Annotated in this window: 21 protein-coding genes and 1 riboswitch; of the genes, 11 read left to right on the top strand and 10 right to left on the bottom strand. The window is 63.4% G+C overall.

The annotated features are described in order from the left end of the window. Positions 1-7: 7 nt before the first annotated feature. Positions 8-1,102, bottom strand: coding sequence for an amidohydrolase family protein (locus ABQM86_RS20000; protein WP_369745391.1), 1,095 nt, complete (start codon positions 1,100-1,102; stop codon positions 8-10). Positions 1,103-1,301: 199 nt separating this feature from the next. Between ABQM86_RS20000 and ABQM86_RS19995 the strand changes: the two genes are divergently transcribed. After that, the gene (locus ABQM86_RS19995; protein ID WP_369745390.1) at positions 1,302-2,705 is read left to right on the top strand and encodes an APC family permease; all 1,404 of its coding nucleotides are present in this window, start codon (positions 1,302-1,304) and stop codon (positions 2,703-2,705) included. On the opposite strand, the gene ABQM86_RS19990 is transcribed toward ABQM86_RS19995, so the two are convergent. From ABQM86_RS19990 to ABQM86_RS19980, 3 genes are all read right to left on the bottom strand, one after another. Continuing rightward, entirely contained in the window at positions 2,686-2,997 is a 312-nt protein-coding gene (locus ABQM86_RS19990; protein ID WP_207597674.1) for a hypothetical protein, read from the bottom strand. The genes ABQM86_RS19995 and ABQM86_RS19990 overlap by 20 nt on opposite strands. A 173-nt stretch (positions 2,998-3,170) precedes the next feature. Beyond that, positions 3,171-3,599, bottom strand: a complete 429-nt coding sequence (locus ABQM86_RS19985) for a universal stress protein (protein ID WP_207595346.1) — start codon at positions 3,597-3,599, stop codon at positions 3,171-3,173. Further along, positions 3,596-4,903: a PLP-dependent aminotransferase family protein gene (locus ABQM86_RS19980; RefSeq protein WP_369745389.1), complete on the bottom strand. Its 1,308-nt coding sequence runs from the start codon at positions 4,901-4,903 to the stop codon at positions 3,596-3,598. The genes ABQM86_RS19985 and ABQM86_RS19980 overlap by 4 nt, the downstream gene beginning before the upstream one ends. Before the next feature lie 111 nt (positions 4,904-5,014). On the opposite strand from ABQM86_RS19980, the gene ABQM86_RS19975 reads away from it, so the two are divergent. The 3 genes from ABQM86_RS19975 to ABQM86_RS19965 all read left to right on the top strand — a co-directional run bounded on the left by ABQM86_RS19975 (position 5,015) and on the right by ABQM86_RS19965 (position 7,512). Beyond that, positions 5,015-5,863 carry an isocitrate lyase/phosphoenolpyruvate mutase family protein gene (locus ABQM86_RS19975; RefSeq protein ID WP_369745388.1) on the top strand — a complete coding sequence of 283 codons (849 nt, stop codon included), beginning with the start codon at positions 5,015-5,017 and terminating at the stop codon, positions 5,861-5,863. Between the two features lie 97 nt (positions 5,864-5,960). After that, complete coding sequence (locus ABQM86_RS19970) at positions 5,961-6,992, top strand: hypothetical protein (RefSeq protein WP_337341104.1); 1,032 nt, start codon at positions 5,961-5,963, stop codon at positions 6,990-6,992. Beyond that, on the top strand, positions 6,973-7,512 hold the full coding sequence (locus ABQM86_RS19965) for a hypothetical protein (RefSeq protein ID WP_280624409.1): 540 nt from the start codon (positions 6,973-6,975) through the stop codon (positions 7,510-7,512). Before ABQM86_RS19970 ends, ABQM86_RS19965 begins: the two co-directional genes overlap by 20 nt. Before the next feature lie 256 nt (positions 7,513-7,768). Here ABQM86_RS19965 and ABQM86_RS19960 read toward each other — a convergent pair whose 3' ends face one another. Beyond that, entirely contained in the window at positions 7,769-8,593 is an 825-nt protein-coding gene (locus ABQM86_RS19960; RefSeq protein ID WP_369745387.1) for a hypothetical protein, read from the bottom strand. Positions 8,594-8,783: 190 nt separating this feature from the next. Then, positions 8,784-9,350: an NAD(P)H-dependent oxidoreductase gene (locus ABQM86_RS19955; RefSeq protein ID WP_207595339.1), complete on the bottom strand. Its 567-nt coding sequence runs from the start codon at positions 9,348-9,350 to the stop codon at positions 8,784-8,786. 125 nt (positions 9,351-9,475) lie between these two features. Between ABQM86_RS19955 and ABQM86_RS19950 the strand changes: the two genes are divergently transcribed. The 6 genes from ABQM86_RS19950 to ABQM86_RS19925 all read left to right on the top strand — a co-directional run bounded on the left by ABQM86_RS19950 (position 9,476) and on the right by ABQM86_RS19925 (position 17,607). Continuing rightward, positions 9,476-10,081 (top strand): TetR/AcrR family transcriptional regulator, encoded by a 606-nt coding sequence (locus ABQM86_RS19950; protein ID WP_207595338.1) that lies wholly within the window; start codon positions 9,476-9,478, stop codon positions 10,079-10,081. Positions 10,082-10,443: 362 nt separating this feature from the next. Next, positions 10,444-11,430, top strand: a complete 987-nt coding sequence (locus ABQM86_RS19945; RefSeq protein WP_369745386.1) for an ABC transporter permease — start codon at positions 10,444-10,446, stop codon at positions 11,428-11,430. After that, complete coding sequence (locus ABQM86_RS19940; RefSeq protein ID WP_207595336.1) at positions 11,427-12,389, top strand: ABC transporter permease; 963 nt, start codon at positions 11,427-11,429, stop codon at positions 12,387-12,389. The genes ABQM86_RS19945 and ABQM86_RS19940 overlap by 4 nt, the downstream gene beginning before the upstream one ends. Further along, the gene (locus tag ABQM86_RS19935) at positions 12,386-14,551 is read left to right on the top strand and encodes an ABC transporter ATP-binding protein (protein ID WP_280624400.1); all 2,166 of its coding nucleotides are present in this window, start codon (positions 12,386-12,388) and stop codon (positions 14,549-14,551) included. Before ABQM86_RS19940 ends, ABQM86_RS19935 begins: the two co-directional genes overlap by 4 nt. Before the next feature lie 76 nt (positions 14,552-14,627). Continuing rightward, on the top strand, positions 14,628-16,355 hold the full coding sequence (locus tag ABQM86_RS19930) for an ABC transporter family substrate-binding protein (protein ID WP_207595334.1): 1,728 nt from the start codon (positions 14,628-14,630) through the stop codon (positions 16,353-16,355). Between the two features lie 205 nt (positions 16,356-16,560). Next, positions 16,561-17,607: a Gfo/Idh/MocA family oxidoreductase gene (locus tag ABQM86_RS19925; protein WP_207595333.1), complete on the top strand. Its 1,047-nt coding sequence runs from the start codon at positions 16,561-16,563 to the stop codon at positions 17,605-17,607. Here ABQM86_RS19925 and ABQM86_RS19920 read toward each other — a convergent pair. The 3 genes from ABQM86_RS19920 to ald all read right to left on the bottom strand — a co-directional run bounded on the left by ABQM86_RS19920 (position 17,591) and on the right by ald (position 20,641). After that, on the bottom strand, positions 17,591-18,073 hold the full coding sequence (locus ABQM86_RS19920) for a hypothetical protein (RefSeq protein ID WP_089596573.1): 483 nt from the start codon (positions 18,071-18,073) through the stop codon (positions 17,591-17,593). The two genes, ABQM86_RS19925 and ABQM86_RS19920, sit on opposite strands and share 17 nt — an antisense overlap. A gap of 34 nt (positions 18,074-18,107) precedes the next feature. Beyond that, a complete protein-coding gene (locus ABQM86_RS19915; RefSeq protein ID WP_369745385.1) occupies positions 18,108-19,325 on the bottom strand; it encodes a hypothetical protein in 1,218 nt (405 codons plus the stop codon). 197 nt (positions 19,326-19,522) lie between these two features. Next, complete coding sequence (gene ald, locus ABQM86_RS19910; RefSeq protein ID WP_091463716.1) at positions 19,523-20,641, bottom strand: alanine dehydrogenase; 1,119 nt, start codon at positions 20,639-20,641, stop codon at positions 19,523-19,525. Between the two features lie 205 nt (positions 20,642-20,846). Here ald and ABQM86_RS19905 point away from each other — a divergent pair, with 205 nt between their 5' ends. Next, positions 20,847-22,064, top strand: coding sequence for a PucR family transcriptional regulator (locus ABQM86_RS19905; RefSeq protein WP_369746695.1), 1,218 nt, complete (start codon positions 20,847-20,849; stop codon positions 22,062-22,064). A 187-nt stretch (positions 22,065-22,251) separates the two neighbouring features. On the opposite strand, the gene ABQM86_RS19900 is transcribed toward ABQM86_RS19905, so the two are convergent. After that, complete coding sequence (locus ABQM86_RS19900) at positions 22,252-23,541, bottom strand: hypothetical protein (RefSeq protein ID WP_369745384.1); 1,290 nt, start codon at positions 23,539-23,541, stop codon at positions 22,252-22,254. Positions 23,542-23,543: 2 nt separating this feature from the next. Then, positions 23,544-23,688, bottom strand: a riboswitch (cyclic di-AMP (ydaO/yuaA leader). Positions 23,689-23,692: the final 4 nt, after the last annotated feature.

Genomic DNA, 23,692 nt, shown 5'->3' with positions numbered 1-23,692 from the left:
TTGCCGCCTAGATCACCACTTGTTGCCCATCCCGGATAACCCTCAGCGGTGATGGCCGGTCGACCACCAATTCGGGGATTGAGTTTGCTGCGAATTCGAGACGGTCACCTGATTCCGCACCGGAGAAATCGCTAACAGCCGCCGATCCCACAAGCTCTGCGCCTGCAACCGTAGCGATCCTGAAGCAACGTTCCAGTTCAGCATCGGTGGAAGCACCAGTGCGGTATCCGAGCAGATGCGCGCGGTCCATCATGCTCCCCGTACCAAAGGGTGACCACGCGTCCCGGACTCCGTCGGAGCCGAGCGCAACTTTGACCCCGTGTCTTTCCATGACGTCCAGAACAGGGACCGGATCGGCACCCAGGGCACACGTCGCCATCCACATTCCGGCCTCGGCCATGGCATCAAGGGTGGCTTCGAGCCCGGGTTGCGCAGGGTCACAAAGAGCAAAAGCATGTCCGATGGTGACGCGGCCCTGCATGCCTTCAGCCCGCGTGCGCTGTGCGATGTCCCGCAATTGTGCCAGTCCGTCCGGTCCGGCGTCGTGGAGGTGGATGTCCACGTCCCTGCCATGCTTGTTCGCCAGTCCGAAGACCGCCTTCAGATGGCCATCCAGATCGCCGTCCAGCGAAGCAGGGTCAAGGCCGCCCACCAGGTCTGCCCCCTCAGCCAATGACGCTTCCATGAGGTTGAGCGTCCCCGGATTACTGAGGAGGCCGAACTGCGGGAAAGCGACGATTTGGACGTCGAGGAAGGGTGCAAGGCGTTCCGCGGCCGCCCTGACGCCGTGAATGTTCCTGAGCCCGATCTGGGTACCGACGTCAACGTGCGCCCGCATCGCCATGGTCCCCTGGAGGACAGCTTGCCTCATCAACGCGAAGGAACGTTCCTCCACGCTGTCCTGGAACGAGAGCTGTGCACGGAGATCGTTTTCGATGAGGTCGGCCAGCGTGGGGGCGGATCGGCGGGGCAACCATCCAGAACCCACTGTGGTCTTATCCGGGTGAATGTGTGCGTCCACTAAGCCCCGCGTCGTGAGGAGAGACGGGCCGCCGGACCAACGGCTTTGGCCTACTTCGCGGGTTGGTGAATGTGTTGTCATAAGGCCTCCCAAGTAATGTCTCCACGGTATACCAAAGCGCCACCACGATGGAGTTTTGCAGGAAAAACGCCTGAAAACCAGCTTACAAAAGAACGAGAAGCGCTTTTTGGAATACCAAATCTATACAGAACTCGGTCGAGCGCCTACTCTAATGATCACCATTCATTTATGTGATGTGAATCGCATCGAGGAGAAGCCCATGGACACTACCCCAGCAAGTGCTACCCAAATCCCGCCCTCTGGGCCAACGCTCAAGAGGGTCCTTGGCTTGCCGTCATTGGTCGCCTTCGGGTTAACGTCCATGGGTATCTTGTCCGTGGTGGCGGTCTACGGACCCGGTACGGAGATCAGTGATGGACATCTTCCAGCAGCCTACATAGCTGCCCTGGTAGCCATGCTCTTTACAGCTCATAGCTACGGACAAATGGCACGCAATGTTCCTGTCACCGGTGGCGCGTACGCCTACGCGTCAAGGGCTTTTGGCAAGCCTGTGGGCTTCATGGTGGGTTGGGCCATGATGCTGGACTACCTGTTCCTGCCCATGGTCAACTTCCTGCTCTTCGGCCTCTATCTCAACAGCCTGCTGCCTGCCATACCATCACAGCTCGCAGTCCTGGCTTGTCTGCTGGTGGTGGGCCTCTTCAGTGTGATCGGTGTTGCGTGGATCAAGAAGATGAACTTTGTAGTGGTGGCGGCGTCCGTCGTCGTCATTCTTGTCTTCCTCGTGCTGGCGGTCCTCAACGCTCCGGACCTGACTGTGGAGAACCTCATCCGGCCCCTCACTCTTGGGGAGGGTGGGCTGGCGCCGGTCATGGCCGCCGCTGCAATGGTGTCCTTTGCGTTCCTGGGGTTCGACGGCGTCTCCACGCTGTCCGAGGAAGCGCGCAACCCGAAGAGGGACGTGCCGCGGGGCATTATCTTGTCCACGCTGTTCGCAGGTGTTGGTTACGCGCTGTTTTCCGTAGCCGGCAGCCTCATCGCTCCCGAGTGGAGGGCCATTGAGAACCTTGATGCAGCAGGAACGGAGCTCATGCAACGTGCCGGCGGCGATGTCCTGATGGTGGTCTTCGTGGTGGTTAACCTCGGCGGACTTGTTCTCTGCGGCACGGCGGCCCAGATGAGTGTCAGCCGGGTCATCTATGCCATGGGGCGGGACAACATCCTGCCCGGGGCCTTCTCCACGCTGAACCTGCGCTTTCGCACGCCGCATGTGGCGGCGCTGCTGGTATCCGCAGTCTCACTGGTTGCTTTGTTCATCACCTTGGAACAGGCGGTCTACATGATCAACTTCGGGGCTTTGATTGCCTTCGCCGCGGTCAACCTGGCCACCATCAAGGTGCTGTTCTTTGACTTGCGTAAGCGCGGTCCCCAAAACGCGCTGCGGAACCTGATCATGCCGCTGCTGGGATTCGCCTTCATCGCGTGGCTGTGGACGTCACTCGCCTGGTTCACGTATCTGCTGGGAGCAGCGTGGCTTGCGGTGGGTGCAACCATCTACGTGGTGAGCCGCAGGAGGGCCGGAGGCAATATCGCCCTGGATTTCGACGACGCGACCCCTCTTGAGGAGCCGCATCCCGTCTCAGCTAAAACGCCGGGTAGCTGACCAGCAGCGCCTGGAGTTCGGTGGTGGACATGTGGTTGGCCATCTCGACGCTGATGCCCATGGCAACAGCGGCGACGGTGAGCATGGCAACGCATGCCACGGACAGGAAGCGCCAGTCCTTACGGAACACGCTGCCGAAAGTCTCCGGCATATCAAGTCCCGGAGTGATCATGTTGGGGGCGCTGTCCCAGGAGCCGTCGTCGAGCATCGCGATGATGCGATCGTTACTGCGGTCGTAGCGCATGGTGCTGATGTTGTTGCCGTGGCGGGCAAGCAGAATGTCGTGTCCCACGCGCTGGCGCGGCTGCAAAGTAAGCAAGAAAATGATCCCCTGAAGTCGGATGGTGGAGGCGGCACGCGCCATTGGGGGCATCTCGATTTTATAACGATGACTTCAGGGGAATGGCTCGAAAGACGCCAAACGCCGGGTGAGGCTCCCCACCCGGCGGCGTGATTCAGCTCGCTTTACGGCTGGTCGGTCTTGGCGATGTAGACATCGCAGGGTGCCGTGTGGGCCACGGTGTTTGCCACACTGCCCAGAACCCTGCCCAGGCCCTGCATGCGCCGGTTGCCCACCACGATCAGCCGGGCATCCTGCATTTCGGCTTCCTTCACCAAGGCTTCGCCGGGCTTGCCACGCGCCGCGGAGTAGGTGATGTCCAGGCCCTCATGGGTCAGTCGCTCCGCCACGGTACGGGCTACGGTCTCCGCTTCGGCGGCGTCTGACACGATCCACTTGTCGGTGCCGATCTCAACCACCTCAGTACGGTTGCTGTCGAAAGCGCTGACAACGCGCAGGCTGGCTCCGAGTCCGATGGCCAGCTGCTGGGCGGCCTGTGCTGCCCTCATCGCCGTCTCGCTGCCGTCTACTCCGACAATCACAACTCCGGTCATTGTGCTGCTCCTTCATTGGTGGCTGTGATGGCTTCTGCCAAAACTGGGGCCAGGCGGCGGACGCCTTCGGCAATCGTATCGGGCGGCACTGCGCTGAAGGCCAGGCGGAGCTTGTTGGAGGGGCCGTCGGCGGGGGAGAAGGCTGCGCCGGGGATGAAGACGACGCCGGCGTCGATGGCCTTGGCGAGCAAGGGGTACGTGTCCACGCCTTGGGGGAGGGTGACCCAGACGAAGAAGCCGCCGTCGGGGCGGGTCCATGTAAGCCCGGCGGGCATGTACTCATCCAACGCGGAGAGCAGGGCCTCGCACCGCTCCGCGTACAGCGTGCGGTACGTATCGATCTGGCTTTTCCAGTCATAGTCGCGGAGATATGCCGAGACGATCATCTGGTTCAGTGGCGGCGGGCAGAGCGTCACGGCTTCGGAGGCCAGGTAGAAGCGGCGCTGCAGGTGCGCGGGAACCAGTGCCCAGCCGATCCGGAGGCCGGGAGCGAAGATCTTGGAGAAGGAGCCGAGGTAGATGACATCGTCCGGGTTGGCCGCGCGCATCGGGGCGATGGGATGGCCATCGAAACGCAGGAGTCCGTAGGGGTTGTCCTCCAGGACAATGATGTTCGCGTCCCGGCAAATATCGACGATCCGTTGCCTGCGTTCGGCGGCCAGGGTGATCCCGGAGGGGTTGTTGAAGTTGGGGATCGTGTAGAGGAATTTGATGTTCTTTCCCTCTGACTGGAGCGCCGCGATCCTGGCCTCAAGAAGCTCAGGTACCAGGCCGTCGTCGTCCATGTCGATCGGTGTCACCTCGACTTGGAATGCCTCGAACGTGTTCAAGGCCCCCACGTAGGTGGGGTTTTCCACCAGGACCACATCGCCGGGGTTGCAGAAGACCTTGGTGGCCACATCCTGCGCCGACTGTGAGCCGGCGGTGATGACCACATTGCCGGGATCAGCGTCGGTGATGCCCTCTGCCGCCATGATGTCGCAGATCTGGGCACGGAGCTCTTCGGTGCCCTGGCCGCCGCCGTACTGCAGGGCCGTCATGCCTTCCTCGGCGATGATGCGGGCTGCGGTCTGGCCGAGCTTATCCAACGGCAGCGACTGCAGGTAGGGGTTGCCCCCGGCGAGTGAGACAAGGCCGGGCCGCATCGAGATGTCGAAGACATCGCGAACGGCGGATTGCTTGATGTTGGCGGCCCGCGCGGAGAACAGTTCCTCGTGCGGGTGGGCGGCCGTGGCGGCCCGCTCAATGGCGTCGATGGCTTCAGCGGGCAGCGTTGCGCCGGCATCCAATGTTTCGTGGGTCACAGTGACAGGATACTCCTCGATGTTGCTAATGAGGCAACAGTTGTTTTCAGATCTCTCCCAGTTTGGCACTCCCCGCTTTACGTCGCGATCGGGAAGGGCTGGAATGTAGCTATGACAGCGCACCGGGGATCCGTGACCAAGGCCGAACAGTTCCACAAACTCCATGATGCAGGGCCTGTGCCGCTGGTGCTGGTGAACGTGTGGGACGCCGCTTCCGCCCGCGTTGTCCAGGAAGCAGGGGCGACGGCGATTGCCACTTCAAGCTCGGCCGTCTCCTGGAGCCTGGGCTTCCGGGACGGGGACCATGTGCCGTGGGGGCTGGCCATGGCCGCGTTGGGTCGCGTTGTTGGCGCCACCACCCTGCCGGTGACCGCGGACATCGAGACGGGCTACGGACGCACCGATGATGAACTGCGGGCAACCGTCCACGCCGTCCTGGACGAGGGTGCTGTGGGCATCAACATCGAGGACTCCGCGGCCGAACCGCTCACCGACATCGCCGAGCAATCGCGTCGCATAGCCCTCATCCGCGCCGTGGCCGATGACCGCAGGATCCCACTGTTCATCAATGCCCGCACGGACACTTATCTGTCCGGACGGTTTCCGGAGGAGGCTTTCGACGAGACGCTGCGGCGTGCCGAGGCCTACCTCACTGCCGGTGCCGATGGCGTCTTCGTGCCCGGCGTCCTGGATCTGCATGTCCTCCATGAACTATCCAGCCGCATACCGGCGCCGCTGAACGCGCTGGCGGGCGTAGGGGCGCCGTCGCCGCTGGAACTGCACGACGCCGGCGTCCGTCGCGTCAGTATCGGCGGCAACACCGCGAAGGCTGCCTACGCCAAGGTGGCCCGGGTTGCGAAGGAGATCCTGGGCGACGGCAACTGGGCCGGCCTCGCCGGCACGCGCAGCCACGACGAGATGGATGCACTCTTTGCGGAGGGGCCCAAGTACAGCTTGTGAACTGATGCAACGCACGACGGCGGAGCCCGCCTTTAATGTCGGACCTCACCGATAGCTTGGGATCTGTAGCAAAGGCCACCACGGCAGGGGAGTACGGATGGCACGACGCAGTGTGCAGTTTTGGCGGATCGAACAGCTGAACGGTGATGAGCTCAGCCGTCCCTTTCCGGCGCGCCGGGTAGTGGAGGTCCTAAAGAAAGCCCAGGATTCCGCGACGGACCGGCATTTCACCAGTGTGGACGGGACTGTGTTGCTCGCGCAGGCGGTGGCATCCTCGCCTCATCCTGTGCTGTTGCTGGACCGTGTCCGGGATACCAACCTACCGAGTGTCGGCGACGCCCTTGGCCGGCGTAAACCACTCCCGCTGGCTCCCGGCGACCACCTCCTGGAGACCACCTATTTCGCTTTCCTAAAAAGGAACGTCATCGCCGTGCTCACCAGCGGTAACGGGCCCCGGGCATCCCGGATGGGGGAGTACCTCGGAGGGATGCTGGGACTGGAACCCGCCCTGGTTCCTGTGGTGAGGGAGGACATCGAGGAAATCCTCACCCGGCTTGAAGTAAGCCGTTTCGAGTTTGCGCTTCCCGCGGAGCGCCTTTCAGGGAAGCTGATGGAAGGTGAATGGGCCGACGTCCTGGAGAGCGCCTCGCGCCTCATGAACGAAGGAACGTTCCGCATTTCCCTGAGCGTGGGCCGTTCCGGGAGGGCGGAGGATAAGCAGCGGATCCGGGATCGTATTCAGCAACTCATCGACCTCTTCCGCCGGGCTGGGTCCGTGGAGCACTTTGACTACGTGGTGGCGGAGGGCAAGGACTCGCTGACAGGTGACCGGGAGGTGGTGGATCTCCTGAAGGAACGGTTCGTTTCACACATCGAGGTTGACCCGGACGTGTTCAACGATCCTCAGAAGTCAGTGGCCGAGGCCATTGCCATCCTCAACAAACAAGCCCGGGACAACGAGGCCTTCTTTGCCAGGACCCTGCCGGACGTCAAGGGCCCTGCTGACTCGAGCCTGGTGCCGGACATCGTTGCGGGCGGAATGACTGCTGTGCGCGATGCTCTCGCCGCCGCGGCACTCGCTGATGAAGCCGCGGCAGGCGGTGCCGGCCATGAGCTTGTACGAGGTTGATATCGAACGCTCCGGAAGGCGACGGACCCTGTGGCGGTGGTTCCTGCTGCATCCCACTGCCGACTACCTGTGGGCGGTTCTTGCCGTCCTGATCTGGTGGGGCATTACATTGCTGGCGCGTCAGCCGTTGTTGCTGGAAGGGGTTGATGCCGGAACCCGGCGAACCCTCTTCCAAACGCTCGCCACCTTGGCCGGCGCCACGGCCGGGCTGACACTCACCAGTGTTTCCATGCTTATCAACGTGCTGGGCAAGAAAGCCGCGCCGGGCCAGCGGGAACTTCCCCTGGAGAAATTATCGGCAACCCATCGCCGCCAGATCGGTGAGGTGTTCCTGTTCGCCATCCCCGGGCTTGGCCTGTTGCTGATCGCTGCGCTGGTCACCATGGTGCTGGAAGGAGGCGCGCCCACTGGCTTGTGGATTCCTGAGGGTGTGGTGTTCGTGCTGGCGTTCGCTTCTGCCTTGGCTTTGTTGCGGGTGGCCTGGGCCCTCCGGAGGGTGCTGGCGATCGCGACTGCGTGATGAAGGTGGCTGATTCTTCGAGGACCGGTCCGGCTCCTTACCACCGCGACCACTTCCACGGGTTCCAGCACCCTGAAACTGAAGAAATGTGCGGTAACCAGCACCCGATCACCACGAGACACGGGATTCGGTGAATCGACGGAGAATCCGCTTGCGGTCTTCACTCCCCACCGCAGCACCTGTTCGTCAGGACATGTCATCAAGCGTTTTCCCCCAAAGAGTTGCTCTCCAAAGACTCTGCTCACCGTACCGCTGCTCACCGTACGCTGAGGGCCTCCGTCAACGTCCTGCCGTTCACATAGATCTCGGCCCGCGACGCACCGCTGGCCGCCACGATGGTCTGCGTCAGTTGCGCCTGGATGCGTGGAATGTCGCATACACCCCCGGGCCGCAGCGACCCGCTGAGGTTCACCACCACGGTGGCCCCGCTCATGTAGCCGGACAGGTAGCGCAGGGAGGAACCGGCCAGGGCATCGTAGAGGGCTGCATCGCTGTCCACCGGCATTCCTGCCTCCAGCAGCCGGCCCAGCGCCACGGTCAGCGGATCCCCGGGAACGGCCATGCCGCGGACGGGAACAAGGCTGTCGTTGCAGCCGAACCGCACGCCGCGGGCGCCGCCGTCGTCGATTGCCACGTAGTACACCGCCGGACCGGAGGCATCCACGGTCTTTACCGTGCCGGTTTCTGCAGGCTCCGGAGCGCTGGTGCCCGGTTCGGGTGAAGGCTCGACGGCGGCACGCGGCTGGGTAGGCGCGGCTGCGGAAACGTCCGGGGTGCCCGGGGGAGCGGATGAAAGTGCCGGCGGTGTTGGTGTTGCCGGCGAGGGCGGCGCGGCGGATACGGAAACGGACGGCGTGCCGGGGACTACGGGGGCAGAAGCCGAGGCAACAGGGCGCGACGCAGAAGGCGTTGCACTCTGTGAGGGTGCCGTCGGCGTCACGGAGACGGTCGGCAAAGGGGCTGCGCCTTCGGGGACAGCAGGATCTGCGGGGACAGTGGTGCAGCCAGCCACTCCCAGGCTGAAGAAGAGGCAGGCAGCCGTGATCGCCGTCGTACTTTTTAGTCCCCGTCCGGCATACATGACAGCCCCGCGCTCCTGTCCACCTGTATCTCCAACGTTAGGCCGGGTGGACGGAACACAACATGCCGCTACGGTGACGGTTCGGACAAGAGTTGGTCACGTTGGGGCTGTCCGGCAGGCCAACAGTCGGCAGGAACGCGAAGGCCCCCGCCCCGCACAAAAGCGGAACGGGGGCGTTGAAGGCGAAAGACTAGGCTGCTGCTTCTTCGTCCTGGGCGGCCGTCAGCGGCTCGAAGATGCCCTTGATCTGCTCTACGACCTCGGCGTCGTCCTTCGGGTGCAGTTCGGCGAAGCGGATCATCGAACCCGGGACGGCCAGCTTGACGTCTTCCAGGACCTTGGCACCTGCGATGCCGGCTGCTTTGCGGGCCTCGTCCTGGGCCCACACGCCACCGAACTGGCCAAAAGCGGTTCCGACGACGGCGGTCGGCTTGCCGGAGAGGGCGCCGGCGCCGAACGGGCGGGACAGCCAGTCAATGGCGTTCTTCAGCGAGGCGGGCATGGTGCCGTTGTGCTCGGGGGTGACCAGCAGGATGGTGTCGGCGTCGGCTGCTGCGGCGCGGAGTGCGGCGGCTTCGGCGGGGACCTGACCTTCGACGTCGATGTCCTCGTTGTAGAACGGGATGTTGCCCAGCGAGCCGTGGATCTGCACATCAACATTCTCAGGCGCGTTCAGCTGGATGGCTTCGGCGAGCTTCTTGTTGTGGGAATCGGCGCGGAGGCTGCCGACGAGGGTAAGAACGGTGCTCTTGGACATGGTGTCTCCTTGTGTCTGGCCGGGTACCTTGCGGAACCCGACCTGCGGTATCTGGGCTTTGGAGCCTTCATCGATACTAAACGGACTATGGTCCGCTTTCTATTCCCGGGGTCTAGAATATTTCTGTGAGCTCCATCCCTCTTCGGCCGGACGTGCCCCTGGGCGCGCCCCACGAGCGCAGCGATGCCGCCCGAAATCGTGAGCGCCTTCTCAACGCTGCCCGGGACCTGGTGGCCGAGTTCGGCGCGGAAGCACTCACTATGGACGCGCTCGCCTGTAAGGCCCATGTAGGCAAGGGCACTGTCTTCCGCCGGTTCGGCAGCAGGGCGGGGCTCATGATGACTCTGTTGAGCGATTCTGAATCCGAGTTCCAACACGGCTTCATGTTCGGGCCACCACCGCTGGGTCCAGGCGCCGCCGCAAAGGAACGACTGATTGCGTTCGGCGAAGGGCGGATCTTCTTCGTCCTGGAAAACGGCGAACTCCTGAAGGCGGCGGGTGCTGCCACCCGCAACAGGTTCGATGTCCCCGCAACCAAGCTCTCCCACCGCCACATGGAGATCTTGCTCCGCGAGGCCGGGATTGCTGATCCCTGGGTGATGGCCATGTCCCTGACCTATGCCCTGGACCCTGAGCGCATTGTGGATGACGTCCGAGTGCGCGGCATTTCACCCACGCGCCTCACGGACTCCTGGCGCGAACTGATCACGCGGCTGCTGCCCGCCACCTGACTGCCCGCGGGTGGGCCGCGCTCCGCTGCTGCCGGCCGCGCAACCCGCCGCCCCGCCTGTTAGCGCCCCCATTGCCGCTACTTCAGGCGCATAAGTGCCATTGGCGTCGGTAACGTGACGCAGTCTGCACATAACAATCTGGCTGCAGGCGGGAAACTGGACGCGAGGAAGCAAAACGTGAAGCAGTTATTGTGGTAGTTTCCTCTTGAATGTGACGCATGCCATACAGGGCTGGTGGTCACTGAAGGGGTGTGGGGGACCCAAGAACCCGCTGCATCAATTCGTAGCTGACGCCGGCCACAGCCGGGAACCGCGGAAGGACGAGCATTGAGTTTTGCCACGATTCGGGGCAGCCGCCCGACATGCTGAAATATCTGATGAAGCGGTCGGGCATCTACCTGATCATGATCTTCCTGACCACCAGCGCCGGGTATTTCCTGGCAGTCTCCTCGCTCAAGCCGGCGGTTCTGGAGCAAGAGAAAATTCCGCGGCCAACCCCGGAACAGGTAGCAGCGTCATTCCGTGGACTGGGACTTGACCCGGAGTTAAACCCCTGGGAACGGTACATTCAGTGGCTTGGCGGCATCGTCACCCGCTGGGACTGGGGACGCAGCCCGAACGGCGCGTTCGTCAACGCCGAGTTCGCGGACCGCGTGATGGTCTCCACCCGGCTGTTCATCGCCTCCATCATCCTGACCCTGGTCATCGGCGTCGCACTCGGTGTCTATTCCGCCGCACGCCAGTACAAGTTCCAAGACCGTGTCATCACGTCCTACAGCTACCTGGTCCACATCCTCCCAGCGCCCATCGCCTACTTCCTGGTGCAGCTCGGCGCCATCAGCATCAACGAGGCCGTTGGGGAGCGCATCTTCTTCGTGACGGGAATTTCGACGCCGGGAATCGACCCTGGCTGGCCGGCTTTCGTGGACCTGGTTGCCCACTACGCCGTGCCCACCTTCGCGATGACCATCTTTGGTTGGGCCGGTTACCAGATAGCCCAGCGGCAGTATCTCCTGGACAACGTCAATGCCGACTTTGTCCGCACAGCACGGGCCAAGGGGCTCACCCGCAACCAGGCCATCCGAAAGCACGCCCTGCGCGTCTCCTTCATCCCGGTCGCCCAGAGCATCGCGTTCACCATCCCGGCGATCTTCACCGGCGGCTTCTTCGCCGAGGCCATCTTCGCGTGGCCGGGCATCGGCCTCTGGAGCATCCAGGCCATCAGCCTGCAGGATGTCAACGTCGCCACCGCCACGCTGGCCTACGGCTCCGTGATCTTCGCGATCGGGGCCATCCTTGCCGACTTCGCCACCACGCTGGTCGATCCACGAGTGAGGGTCCAGTCATGACCAACATCATCGATCCCATTGCGGAAATCGACGAATCCCGGGTCGGCGACCAGGATGTCGTCATCGGCAAGTCCCGCATCATCTTCCGTCGCTTCATGCGGAACCGTACCGCCGTCGCCGGGTTGTTCATCTTCCTCGCATTGTTCCTCTTCTCGATTTTCGGCGGGTTCCTGACGTCGTGGGACAAAGACACGCTTGATCCGTTGAACATTGGTATGCCGCCCTCGCCGGACCACCTGCTGGGCACCACGCAGGCCGGCATCGACCTCATGGCGCTCATTGTGGACGGCACACGGACTTCCATCCTCATCGGCTTGATCGTGGGCGGCATTTCCGTGTTGATTTCCGCGGTGTATGGCTGCACCATGGCCTTCTTCGGCGGCAAGGTGGACGCCACCATGCTGTTCATCCTCGAAGCACTCATCATGATGCCCGCCATCCTGGTGGTGGCCGTTGCAACCAGCGGCAGCGGTGGTCTGAAGGACCTCCCCAGCTGGCTCCTGCTCGTCGTCGTCCTGCTGTTCTTCAGCTGGATGGGAACTGCCCGCCTGGTGCGTTCGCTGTCGTTGTCGCTCATGCAGCGCGATTACGTCAAAGCCGCCAAGTACATGGGCGTCCCGTCCCGCCGCATCGTGTGGCGCCACCTGGTTCCGAACATTGGCTCATTGCTGGTGCTCGATTTCACCCGCGGCATCACCGGCGCAATCCTGGCCGAAGTTGCGTTCTCCTTCATCGGCATCGGCATCAAACTTCCAGACGTCAGCCTGGGTGTCCTGATTGGCCAAGCCACGGGCCAGGTGTCCTCCTTCCCGTGGATGTTCTGGGTACCGCTGACTGTCATGTTCCTGCTGACCGGTTCGCTGGCCATGATGAACGACGGCCTCCGCGACGCCTTCGACCCCAGCTCCAGCTCCATCGGCCGGGCGAAGACCAAGACCGCAAAGAAGGTCAACAAATGAGCACCAACATCTCCCACACGCCGGCCGAACGCCTCCGCGACGCTGGACTTTACGCTCCCGGCGACGCCGTCCTCAGCGTTCGCGACCTCAACGTCCGCTTCAACTCCGAAAACGGTGTGGTCCACGCTGTCCGCGGAGTGGATTTCGATCTCATGCCCGGGAAGACCCTGGGCATCGTGGGTGAGTCCGGCTCCGGCAAGTCCGTGACGTCCATGGCCGTCATGGGGCTGCTCCCCGAAACCGCGGACATCACCGGCTCCGTGCGCTTCAAGGGCAAGGAGCTCCTTGGCCTGTCTGACAAAGCCATGTGCAAGCACCGCGGCAGTGACATTGCCATGGTGTTCCAGGATCCGCTGTCCTCGCTGACGCCCGTCTACACGGTGGGCAACCAGATCATTGAGGCGCTGACGGTCCACAACCCCACCATGAGCAAGCAGGCCAAAGAAGCCCGCGCCGTCGACCTTCTACGCATGGTGGGCATCCCGAGCCCTAAGGACAGGCTGAAGGCCTTCCCGCATGAGTTTTCCGGTGGCATGCGCCAGCGCGTCATGATCGCCATCGCGATTGCCAACGATCCTCGGGTGCTCATCGCTGATGAACCCACGACGGCGTTGGACGTCACCATCCAGGCGCAGGTGCTGGAAGTCCTGCACACGGCGCAGGAGGAGACCGGCGCCGCCGTCGTCATGATCACCCATGACCTCGGTGTCGTAGCGGGCATGGCCGACGACATCATGGTGATGTACGCGGGCAAGCCGGTGGAGACCGGCACTGTGGAGGACATCTACTACAACCCCCGGATGCCATATACCTTGGGCCTGCTCGGGGCCGTGCCGCGTGTGGATACCTCGGGCAAGCAGTCGCTGGTGCCCATCGAAGGGACCCCGCCCAACCTGGCGTTGCCCGTCACTGGATGCTCCTTCGCCGCTCGGTGCCCGATGGTGAGCGATGCCTGCCTTCAGGGCGAACCGGAACTGTTCCCGGTGCCCGGAGTTGAAGGTCAGACTTTGGGTCACAAGGCAGCCTGCATTAAGGCAGACCAGCTCAGCGGCGACGCTGACGCCCACAAGATTTTCCACGCGCCGCCCAAGCCGGTGTCAAAGTTCGACGGCGTTGCCCGCGTCGAGCGCGACAAGGTCCTGGAACTCAAGGATGTAAAAAAGCACTTCCCGCTGCTCAAGGGTGCCCTGATCAAGCGGCGGATCGGCACGGTCAAGGCCGTGGACGGGCTGAGCTTCGACATCCGCGAGGGCGAGTGCGTCTCCATCGTGGGCGAGTCCGGTTGCGGTAAGACCACCACGCTCCTGGAGATCATGGAATTCCACCCGGATCAGATGGGCGAAGTCATCATCGGGGGCGTCAGCAACAAAGTGGCTACCGACCACAAGACCAAGATGGCCATGCGCAAGGAAATGCAGATGGTTTTCCAGGACCCCACCGGCGCCCTGGATCCACGCTTCACCGTGTATGAAGTCCTGGCTGAGCCCTTGGAAAACCTCGGGATGCCCAAGGCCGCCATCAAGAAACGCATCATGGAACTCATGAAGCTGGTGGGCCTGCAGCCTGACCACGTGAACCGCTTCCCCAACCAGTTCTCCGGCGGTCAGCGCCAGCGTATCGGCATAGCCCGGGCTCTGGCGGTCAATCCCAAGCTCGTGGTCCTGGACGAGCCGGTTTCTGCCTTGGACGTCTCCGTCCAAGCCGGAGTCATCAACCTGTTGGACAAGCTCCGGGCCGAGTTGGGGCTGAGCTACCTGATGGTGGCCCACGACCTCTCCGTGGTCCGCCACATTTCAGACCGGGTTGCCGTGATGTATCTGGGCAAGATCGTGGAGACCGGCGACGTAGACGATGTCTTCGACAATCCGCGCCACCCTTACACCCGGGCGCTTTTGTCCGCCATCCCGGTGCCCGACCCGAACCTGGAACGTACCCGCGAACGCATAATCCTGCAGGGTGACCTTCCCAGCCCGCTTGATGCTCCCAAGGGATGCAATTTCGCCACCCGTTGTCCCGTGTTCGCCGCACTACCTGCCGCAAAGCAGGAGAAGTGCCTTACTCTGGAGCCGCCATTGGCTTCTGAGAAGGAAGGCGCGCAGGACTTCGCCTGCTTCTTCCCGGACGGAGAGCTGGATGCCGACATGCTGGTGGTGCATGCCTGACGACATATGAAGCATTGAATACATCCCTGGTCTCAACTCGCAAAGATATTTCAGTCGTAAACACGAAGGGCAAACCATGAAGAAGTACACGACGATTGGCGGCGTAGCGCTCGTAGCAACGCTCATGCTGACCGCTTGCGGCGGGGGAACGCCGTCGGGTCCGGCCTCGCAGAAGGCAGAAGAAAGTGGCGGCGACATCAGCAAGCTGATCAGCGTCAACGCCAAGGAAGCAAAAGATCTTGAGCAGGGCGGCACTGTCACCCTGGGCGTGGGCAGCATTGGACCGGACTTCAATGGTTTCTCCAATGTCGGCAACAGCGCGGATACTTCTGCACTGCTGACACCGGTCAACCCGGCTGCCATCAGCAGCGGCGGCATCGGTGGCTGCTGGAAACTGGACTTCAGTGGCAAGGCAGAGCCCAACAAGGACTTCTGTGAAGAGGTCAAGAGCGAAGTCAAGGATGGCAAGCAGACCATCACCATCAAGGTCAACGAGAAGGCCACCTGGAACGATGGCACACCGATCGACGTCAAGACGTTCCAGAACACTTGGAACATGTTGAAGGGTGAAGACAAGGCCATCGACATTGTCACGGCAGGCAACTACGCCTTCGTTGATTCGGTCGAGGCCGGCGCCAACGACAAGGAAGTCGTTGTTACCACCACCCAGCCTGTCTACCCGCTGGACTCACTCTTCTTCGGATTGATCCACCCGGCCAATAACTCCGCGGAGACCTTCAACACCGGTTTCGCGGGCAACATGCACCCCGAGTGGATGGCCGGCCCGTTCAAGGTTGAAAACTACGACACTACCGCCAAGACGGTCACCATGGTTCCGAACGAGAAGTGGTGGGGCCAGAAGCCGGTCCTCGAGAAGGTCATCTGGCGCCAGATGGAGCCGAGTGCAACCATCGCCGCTTTCAAGAACGGCGAAATCGACGCAGCCAACGGCCGCACCCTGGGGCGCTACAAGCAGCTCGAAGGGACCACCGACTCCGAGATCCGTCGTGGCCAGCGCCTGTTCGCAGGTGGCTTGAACCTGAACGCCAAGCGCCCTGCCCTCACCGACGTTGCCGTGCGTAAGGCGATCTTCACCGCCGTCGACCGCAAGGCCATCCGCGATGTCCGCTTCAACGGCCTGAACTGGTCCGAAGAGAGCTCAGGTTCCATGATGCTCATGCCGTTCTCCGAGTACTACCAGGACAACTACCCCGTGAAGGACACCGGAGCAGATGCAGCCAAGAAGGTCTTGACCGACGCTGGCTACACGGCCAACGACAAGGGCATCATGGCGAAGGATGGCGTCCCGGTCGCCTTCAAGATCACCAACTTCGGTGACGACCCCACTACCGCTGCCACCTCCCAGACCCTGCAGAAGCAGCTCCAGGCCGCCGGCATGGATGTTTCCATCGACCAGCGCGGCGACGCTGACTTCGGCAAGGTTGTTGGCTCACGCGAGTTCGATGTCACCATCTCCGGGTACACCGTTGGCCCGGACGCTACCGACGCTGTGAAGCAGTACTACGACTCCGAGACCAACGAAAATGGCTTGGGCGACGCTGAACTTGATGCCGAGATCAAGCGACTTTCGAGCATCGCGGATGACGCCGAGCGCAACAAGGCCGCCATGGAGGTAGAGAAGAAGCACATGGAGAAGTACTTCTCCATGGGCGTCGTGATGAACGGCCCGGAGATCCAGTTCGTGCGCAAGGGTCTGGCCAACTACGGCCCGTCCCTGTTCCAGAGCCTCTCCAACGTTCCGGACTGGACCACCCTCGGCTGGGAAAAGGGCGCCAAGAAGTAGCCTCCCCGCTGTAGTTGTCCAAGATGTAGTTTCCAGAAGGCCGGGAACATCCCCAACCTGTTCATCGGGTCGGGGAGGTTCCCGGCCTTCGCCGTCCCCACGCTCTCTCACGTCCCGCGTGCTTGGGTCGGACGCTCTCTCACCCGGTGATAGAGGGTTGGCGTGAAAGGGCTGTTATGTGAGAGAGGGTCGGTAGCCTAGGGTCATGACTTCCCAGCCGATCCGTACCGCCGTGGCAGGTTTTGGCCTGTCGGGCAGCGTCTTTCACGCGCCCTTCATTGCCAGCAACCCTGCATATGAGCTTGCCGTCATCTCCACCTCGGACGAGTCGCGCCAAGCCAAGGCCAAGGACCGCTACCCGCAGGCCACCATTGTCAGCACGCCGGAGGACATCCTGGCGCTGGCTGACCAGCTGGACCTCATCGTCCTGGGCACACCGCCCGCAACCCATTTCCCGCTCGCGAAAGCCGCGCTGGAAGCCGGGCTCGACGTCGTCGTGGACAAACCGTTCACGGTCCGCAGCGCCGAGGGCGAGGAACTGATCCGACTGGCGGCGAAATTGGGCCGGGTCCTCACCGTGTACCAAAACCGGCGCTGGGACGGCGACTCGCTCACCGTCAGGAAATTGCTCGACGCCGGAACGCTGGGGACAGTGACCAGGTTCGAGGTGGGAATGGAGCGTTGGGCGCCGGAGATTGCCAAAGCCTGGAAGGCCAGTGCTACTGCGGAAGACGGCGGCGGTGTCCTGTTCGACCTCGGCACCCACGTTCTGGACCTGTGCCTGCAGTTCTTTGGTCCAGCCACCGTCACCTACGCGGAAATCCAGGCGCGCCGTCCCCAGGAAAGCGTCGATGACGATGTCTTCCTGGCACTCCGGCACCAGTCCGGCGTGGTCAGCCATGTCACCATCAACCTGACCAGCCACCTGCACGGCCCGCGCTTCCGCGTCCTCGGCACCGAGGGTGGCTTCGTGAAGTTCGGCACCGACCCCCAGGAGCCCTACGTGCTGGGAGGCGGGCTCCCTACGGACGCGCGGTACGGCGTCGAACCCGCAGAAAACCATGGCACGCTGGAACTGAACGGGCAGCGCATCCAGGTCCCCACAGAGCGTGGCGCCTACCCCGAGTTCTACCGGATTCTGGCGGAAAAGCTCGACGACGGCGGCACAGCCTCGGCGCTTCCCTTGCCTGTTGATCCGGACGGCTCCGTTGCGGTGCTGAAGCTGATTGAGCAGGCTAGGACGCTGGCGTAACGTCCGCGCTGGCAACCAGCGAGTAGATGGCCTTGAGGTCGTCGTTGCCTTCAGTGGGCTGGCAACTGCCCGTCAGCTGGACAATATCCGCTGCGGTCTCGTGGTGAACTACCGTGACGGCGGTGAACTGGGCCAGCGAGCCGGCCTGCGGATGCGTGTAGCGTGCTTCGCGTACGTGCCAATCCCGACCATTGATCACCACCGGCTCCGTGCCCAGCAGAACTGCATCCGGCAAGGCGTCCAGGAACGAGTCCACGGACGCGGCGATGTCCTGGAGCTGATAGCCGGGCAAGCGGCGCGACACGGATATCACCACATTCGCCGTGTAGCGTCCTTCCGCAGCGGGTGCCATCAGGGCGCCCACCGCATCGGGGACAACTTGCTGGGACCATCCCGCGGGCGCGTTGAGTTTGATGGAGGGGTAGGCGGGGAACTCGGCGGATGGGAAAACCTGGTGCGATGTCATGGGAGCCCTTTCGGAGCGCTGTCAGTGCAGGAAGCTATTTGCTGAGGAAGTCGACGAACCCGGTCACTGAATCAACGAACCCGGACGGGCTGATGGTGATCTGGCCACCTGCTCCCAGTCCCAGCTCCGCAGTGATCTTGGCACCCGCGCCGAGGGTCAGTCCGTCTTCGTCCATGGAAGCCGTAAAGAAGTGACCCTCCCCGGCTCCTGCGGCAACTGTTGCGTTGAGGGTCAGCGTCTGGCCCAAAACTTCGACGTACCGGCTTCCGGTCAGTTCCGCTCCGGCACCTGCGCTGAAGGCTGTACCAGTTGTCTCGCTGCCCTTGACGCTCAGCTCGCCTTCGCCGGCGCTTGCCCAGGCACCGGCGCGCAGTTCTCCGCCTTGCCCCAGGGAGAACAGCCCTCCGGCGAAGTCGGTCTTGTTATCCATGGTGACCTTCTGACCGGCAAAACCCTCACCGCCCGCAGAAAACAGGAATGGGCTGGTCGCTTCGGCGTGTGCGCTGGCCTCTACTCCGGTCATCATTCGCGTGGTAGAGGTGTTGGTGACCCAGCCATCGAAGAAGTCGGACCGCACGGTGGTGGTGTTCTCGGCCCCTGCAAAAGCTTCGCCGGTGGCGCTGGCATGGGGGAGTCGCAGCCCGGAGGGCACACTTGCATCGAACTCGCCGTTGGCACGCGCTCCGATGAATGTTTCGTTGGTGACAGTGGTGTCCACCGGCCCGTATCCGGATTCCGCTGTCCACGTCATCTCACCGCCAGTGGACGCATCACCGGAGCCACCAATCGCGATTCCGCCCGGCCCCATGGATCCGTGCGTTTCGCCCGATGCCTGACTGTCGAATCCGCCATTGCCTTCCACAGTGACAGGACCGAAGGTGGTGGGATCAAAAGTGAATCCCAGCGGCCCTGAGGGGCCTCTGCCCTTTCCGTCGCCAAGCCCCCGTCCCGCCCCGCCCAGCGAGGCTTGCTCCTGCTGGTCGGCATTGAGTTTCAGGGCGCGGGCGTTGTCCTTGAGGCAAACCGCTGCCGCACCGAGCCGTCCGTACAGCTGGCTGTGCCAGTTGCTGCGGAATTGCTCGGCATCGTTTCCCCGCCAATAGTGGCCATTCTGGATGAGCACATTGAGCTGCTGTTGAAGTGTGGTGATCTTCTCAGCTTCGGAGTCCATCACTGCCGAGAGTCGGCGGAGATCACCGACGTCGGCGCCTACCAGTCCCTGCCCCATTATGTACTCAGCCCCATCACGCATCCCCTGAACGTAGCGACATTGGTAAAAACCTGCGGACCAGTCGTGGCACCAGGCGTCTCCCGAGCATAACTACTGCGGAACAGGGCTGCCATGGGGAGAACTACCGGGGTGGATAACGTTGCGGGTTAAACCGCGACGGCGGGGTGCGGCTTCGTGTGGAAGCCGCACCCCGCCGTCGTGTTTGTTAGGCCTTGGAACTACGCGGAGACCAGGGTGTGCCAGTCGTTGACGAGGGGCAGGTTGTGCGCCTCGGAAACGGAGTGGTGTGCCACGTGGCCGGCGGCGATATTGAGGCCGGCAGCCAGCGCGGGGTCGCGGTCGAAGGCAGCCTTGACGCCCAGGTTGGCCAGTGCCACGGCGTAGCGCAGGGTGACGTTCGTCAGTGCGTACGTGGAGGTGTTGGGAACAGCGCCAGGCATGTTGGCAACGCAGTAGAAGATCGAGTTGTGGACCTTGTACGTCGGTTCCTGGTGGGTGGTGGGGTGCGTGTCCTCGAAGCAGCCGCCCTGGTCAACAGCGATGTCCACCAGGACCGAGCCCGGCTTCATGCGGGCAACGAGCTCGTTGGTGACCAGTTTGGGAGCCTTGGCGCCCGGGATCAGGACGGAACCGATGACGAGATCTGCATCGATGACTGACTTCTCGATCTCGTAAGCGTTGGAGGCAACGGTCTTCAGGCGGCCCTGGTAGAGGGCGTCAAGTTCACGCAGCCGGTTGATGTTGATGTCCATGATGGTGACATCAGCACCAAGGCCCAGCGCCATGGCAGCGGCGTTGGTTCCTGCAACGCCGGCGCCGAGGACAACAACCTTGGCCGGGCGGACACCCGGTACGCCGCCCAGGAGGACGCCCTTGCCACCGGCGGGAGCCATCAGCGAGGAAGCGCCCACCACGACGGACAGGCGGCCTGCTACCTCGGACATCGGAGCGAGCAGCGGAAGGGTGCGGCCTTCCTGCACGGTTTCGTAAGCGATGGCCGTGACGCCGGAGTTGATGAGCTCGGCGGTGAGCTCGGGTTCTGCGGCGAGGTGCAGGTAGGTGAAGAGGATGAGGCCCTTGCGGAAGCGGTGGTACTCGGCCGCGATGGGCTCCTTGACCTTCATGACCATGTCCGCACGGCCCCAGACGTCGTCAGCTTCGTTGACGATTTCGGCGCCGGCGATCGAGTATTCCTCGTCGGTGATGCCCGAGCCGAGGCCTGCGCCACGCTCAACCAGAACGGTGTGTCCATGGGTGCGGAATTCGTGGACACCTGCGGCCGTGATGGCTACGCGGAACTCGTTGTTCTTGATTTCTTTGGGGACGCCGATGATCATCTGTGGGCTCCATCGTTAGCGGCCTTTTCGGCCGAAAATGTGTTGCGGGCTGTGATTCCAGAATAAATCCGGCTGTGAGGCAGGCGACATGGGTTTTGCCGCGCACAGGCGGAGGCGCCCCGGAAACTCAAGGATCTTCACCTCTGCATCTCGACATTTGTCGAGCCCTGGAGCGTCAGGTGTCGCCTGCTGTTGGTACGCTTTCCTGATGCAGCAGGACGTGGAACAGATCGTTGAACGCGTGGCGTTGAAGCTGGGCCGCGGCCTGTCCCTCGAAGACCTCGACGGCGTCCTCCTCGCGTACAGCTCCAACCAGTCGCACGCCGACCGCGTCCGCGTGAACTTCCTCCTCAGCAAGCGTGTCCCCAGCGACGTCAGCGCGTGGCAACTGTCCCACGGCATCGCCACGGCGGTGCGTCCCGTCGTCGTTCCCGCCAACGAGGAACTCGGAATGCTGGGCCGCGTCTGCGTGCCGCTCCTGGTGCGCGGCTTCCGCGTGGGCTACTTGTGGGTCCAGCTGGACGTTGAAGAACAAAGTCCGACGGCGATACTCGCCGAGTTGCCCGGCGTGCGTGATGAGTTGGACCTGTTGGCGGGTTTGCTCCTCGATTCAAACACTGCAGAGTCGGAATTCCGGCGCAGGCGCGAGCAGGAGTTCCTCTCGGCCTGCAGTGGCGAATCGAATGCCGTGGCGGCCGTGGCCGGGTGGAAGGAGATCCAAGGCCGCGGTCCATGGCAACTGGTGACCATCCTGGACGCGGACGGCGCGAGGTCCGACGTCGATCCCCTCGCCGCAACCCTTACGCACCGAACAGCTGCACTGCAGTCCACCATCGGCGTCAACGCTGCGTTGTTCAGCGCCGGAACGGAGACGCATTCCGTGGTCCTGTTTCGAGAGTCCGGTGGTCGGGCGGACCACGCCCAGGTGCTGGTCCACTATCAACTGGAACTCGCCAAGCGCTCCGGCAGGGCGGTGGACCGGGTGATCCTGGGCATCAGCGAGCCGTTCCAGGTGATCCGGCAGCTCGCAGGAGCGTACCGGCAGTCCAAGGTTGCAGCGCAGGCTGCCGTCGTCGATCAACCCCTCGGCGAGCTCGTGGACAGCCGGTCCGTAGGCGTCTATCAGCTCTTCGACCGCTTGCTGGCACCCGGAGGTTGGGACGACACAGGTTCCGTGCACTTCCGAACGCTGGAGGACCAGGACAAGAACGGCGAACTCCTGCCCGTCCTGGAACTCCTCTATGACAGTGATGGTTCAGTGCAGGACGTCGCGGCCAAACTCCATCTCCACAGGAGCAGCATCTACAACAGGCTCGGCCGGATCCGGCAGCTCATCGGCGCTGACCCGTTGAGCGGAGCGATCCGCGTCGAATTGCACGCTGCCTTGAAAGCTCGCCGCTGGGCCGGCCGGCCGCGGATCTGAGGTTGTCAAGAACAATGAGCAGGCGCCCGGTGCGGGCGCCTGCTCATTGGCACGGTCTTGCTTTACGGCCGCCTCAGGCGCTGGCAGCTCCAGCGGCCCAATCGACGCCGGAACGTGGCCGTCCGGCTGCTGCTGCAGTACCGGCTGTGCCATCCCACATGCGTGGTGGTGCGTGGCAAGCGGGTGCTCATTTGAGGGTGTCCTTTGCCGCGTCAAGGATTTCTTCAAGTGCCGTCCCGGAGGGCTGCGGCGCGGTGGCCGCACTGGGCTTGCCCGAGGGCTTGGGTTTGGTGGTCTGCGTGGGAGTCCCCGTCGGCGTGGGGGTAGGAGCCGGCGTGGGTGTGACCGTCGGTGTGGTTGTGGGCGTCGGAGTCGTGGGTGGCGTGGTGATCGTGTCCGACGGCGCCTCGCTGGGTGCCGGCGCCGGCTGGGTGGGGATCGGGCTGGCGGTGGCCGGGTCCGCGGCGATGGTTGACGGCACTGCGGACGGGACCCATACGGGGTCGGCCAAGGAAACTTTCGGGGTGGGAACCGACGACGGCGACCCTGGTGCGGGTGCCTCCGGAACCGTGGCCGGTTGGCCGCCTGCCGACGTCGCAGCAGCTGACGCGGAGGGCGATGATGCCCTTGAGTAGGAGGCGCTGGGCGCGGGAGTCGCCGAGCCTGAATTCCGGTCGGCGCCGCTGGCTTCCTGGGAGGGGGTCTCCTGGCCGAAGAATGGCAGCTCGAGGGCCTGCCCCAGGGTACCGGCTGTCAGGAGCAACCCGAGAGCGCCGGCCACCACGGCCATGCGCTGGCTCATGTGTTTGACGGATGCAGCTTTCCGCAGGACCGTATGGGGTTCCCGGCCTGGCGAAGAGCCACCAAAGCCCGGCTTGGCGGCCGTGGGCGCAGCTGCAGGTTTGCGGAGATCCTTGCGGCTCGCCAGTGCTGCCGAGGCCGTTGCGGCCGCCGCGACCTGGGCAGGGGACTTGCCCCGCGGTGGCTCAGTGCGGGCGGACTCGGCCACCACCGGAATGGCGGCAGTTACGGGCTCCGGGGTGTCGGGTTCCTGAGAACCGTGGTTCGGGGCGGCCTGCTGCACGATGGGAATGGCCGCGGTAGGAGGCCCTGGCGTAGTGGAGGCCGGAGCTGCAGCCTGTGCTGCCTCCACGACGGGAATCGCCGCAGTTGCGGGTTCCTCCTGTGCGGCCGTTTCCGGGGCCGGCTGCGAGGCCGATGCTTCAGGCGCGATCACGGCCCGTGCCGCACGCTCCCGCTCGGCCGCGCGCGCGGCTGCACGCGTGGTATGTGTTGCGACGGCGGGGATAGCCGCAGTGGCGGCCTCCGGCGTCGTGCTTGTCGTTCCGGGTGCGGCCACAGTGTCTGGCTGCGCGCTGAGGGGGGATCCGCTGGGGTGGGCCCGACGGCGTCCGGTTGGCTTGGTGCGCCCGCGTTCAGTCTCGGCGCGGCGCGGCTGATCCATGGTTGGGGACATGGTGGTTGCCTCTCAACGCCTTCGAGGTTAGCTGTCGGGTTCGGACGAGGCCGTCCGGCCGCCGTAGCGGCTTCACCCCAAGGACTTGGGAAAGTCCGGGAACTTTTGGGTCCCCCGCCTCTGCCGCGGGTCTGGCGGATTCCGGAATGCG

Source organism: Paenarthrobacter sp. AMU7 (assembly GCF_041200195.1).
In the GTDB taxonomy this organism is placed as follows: Bacteria; Actinomycetota; Actinomycetes; order Actinomycetales; family Micrococcaceae; genus Arthrobacter.
The sequence above is the reverse complement of the archived record's forward strand: the minus strand, read 5'-3'. Positions and strand labels throughout refer to the sequence as shown.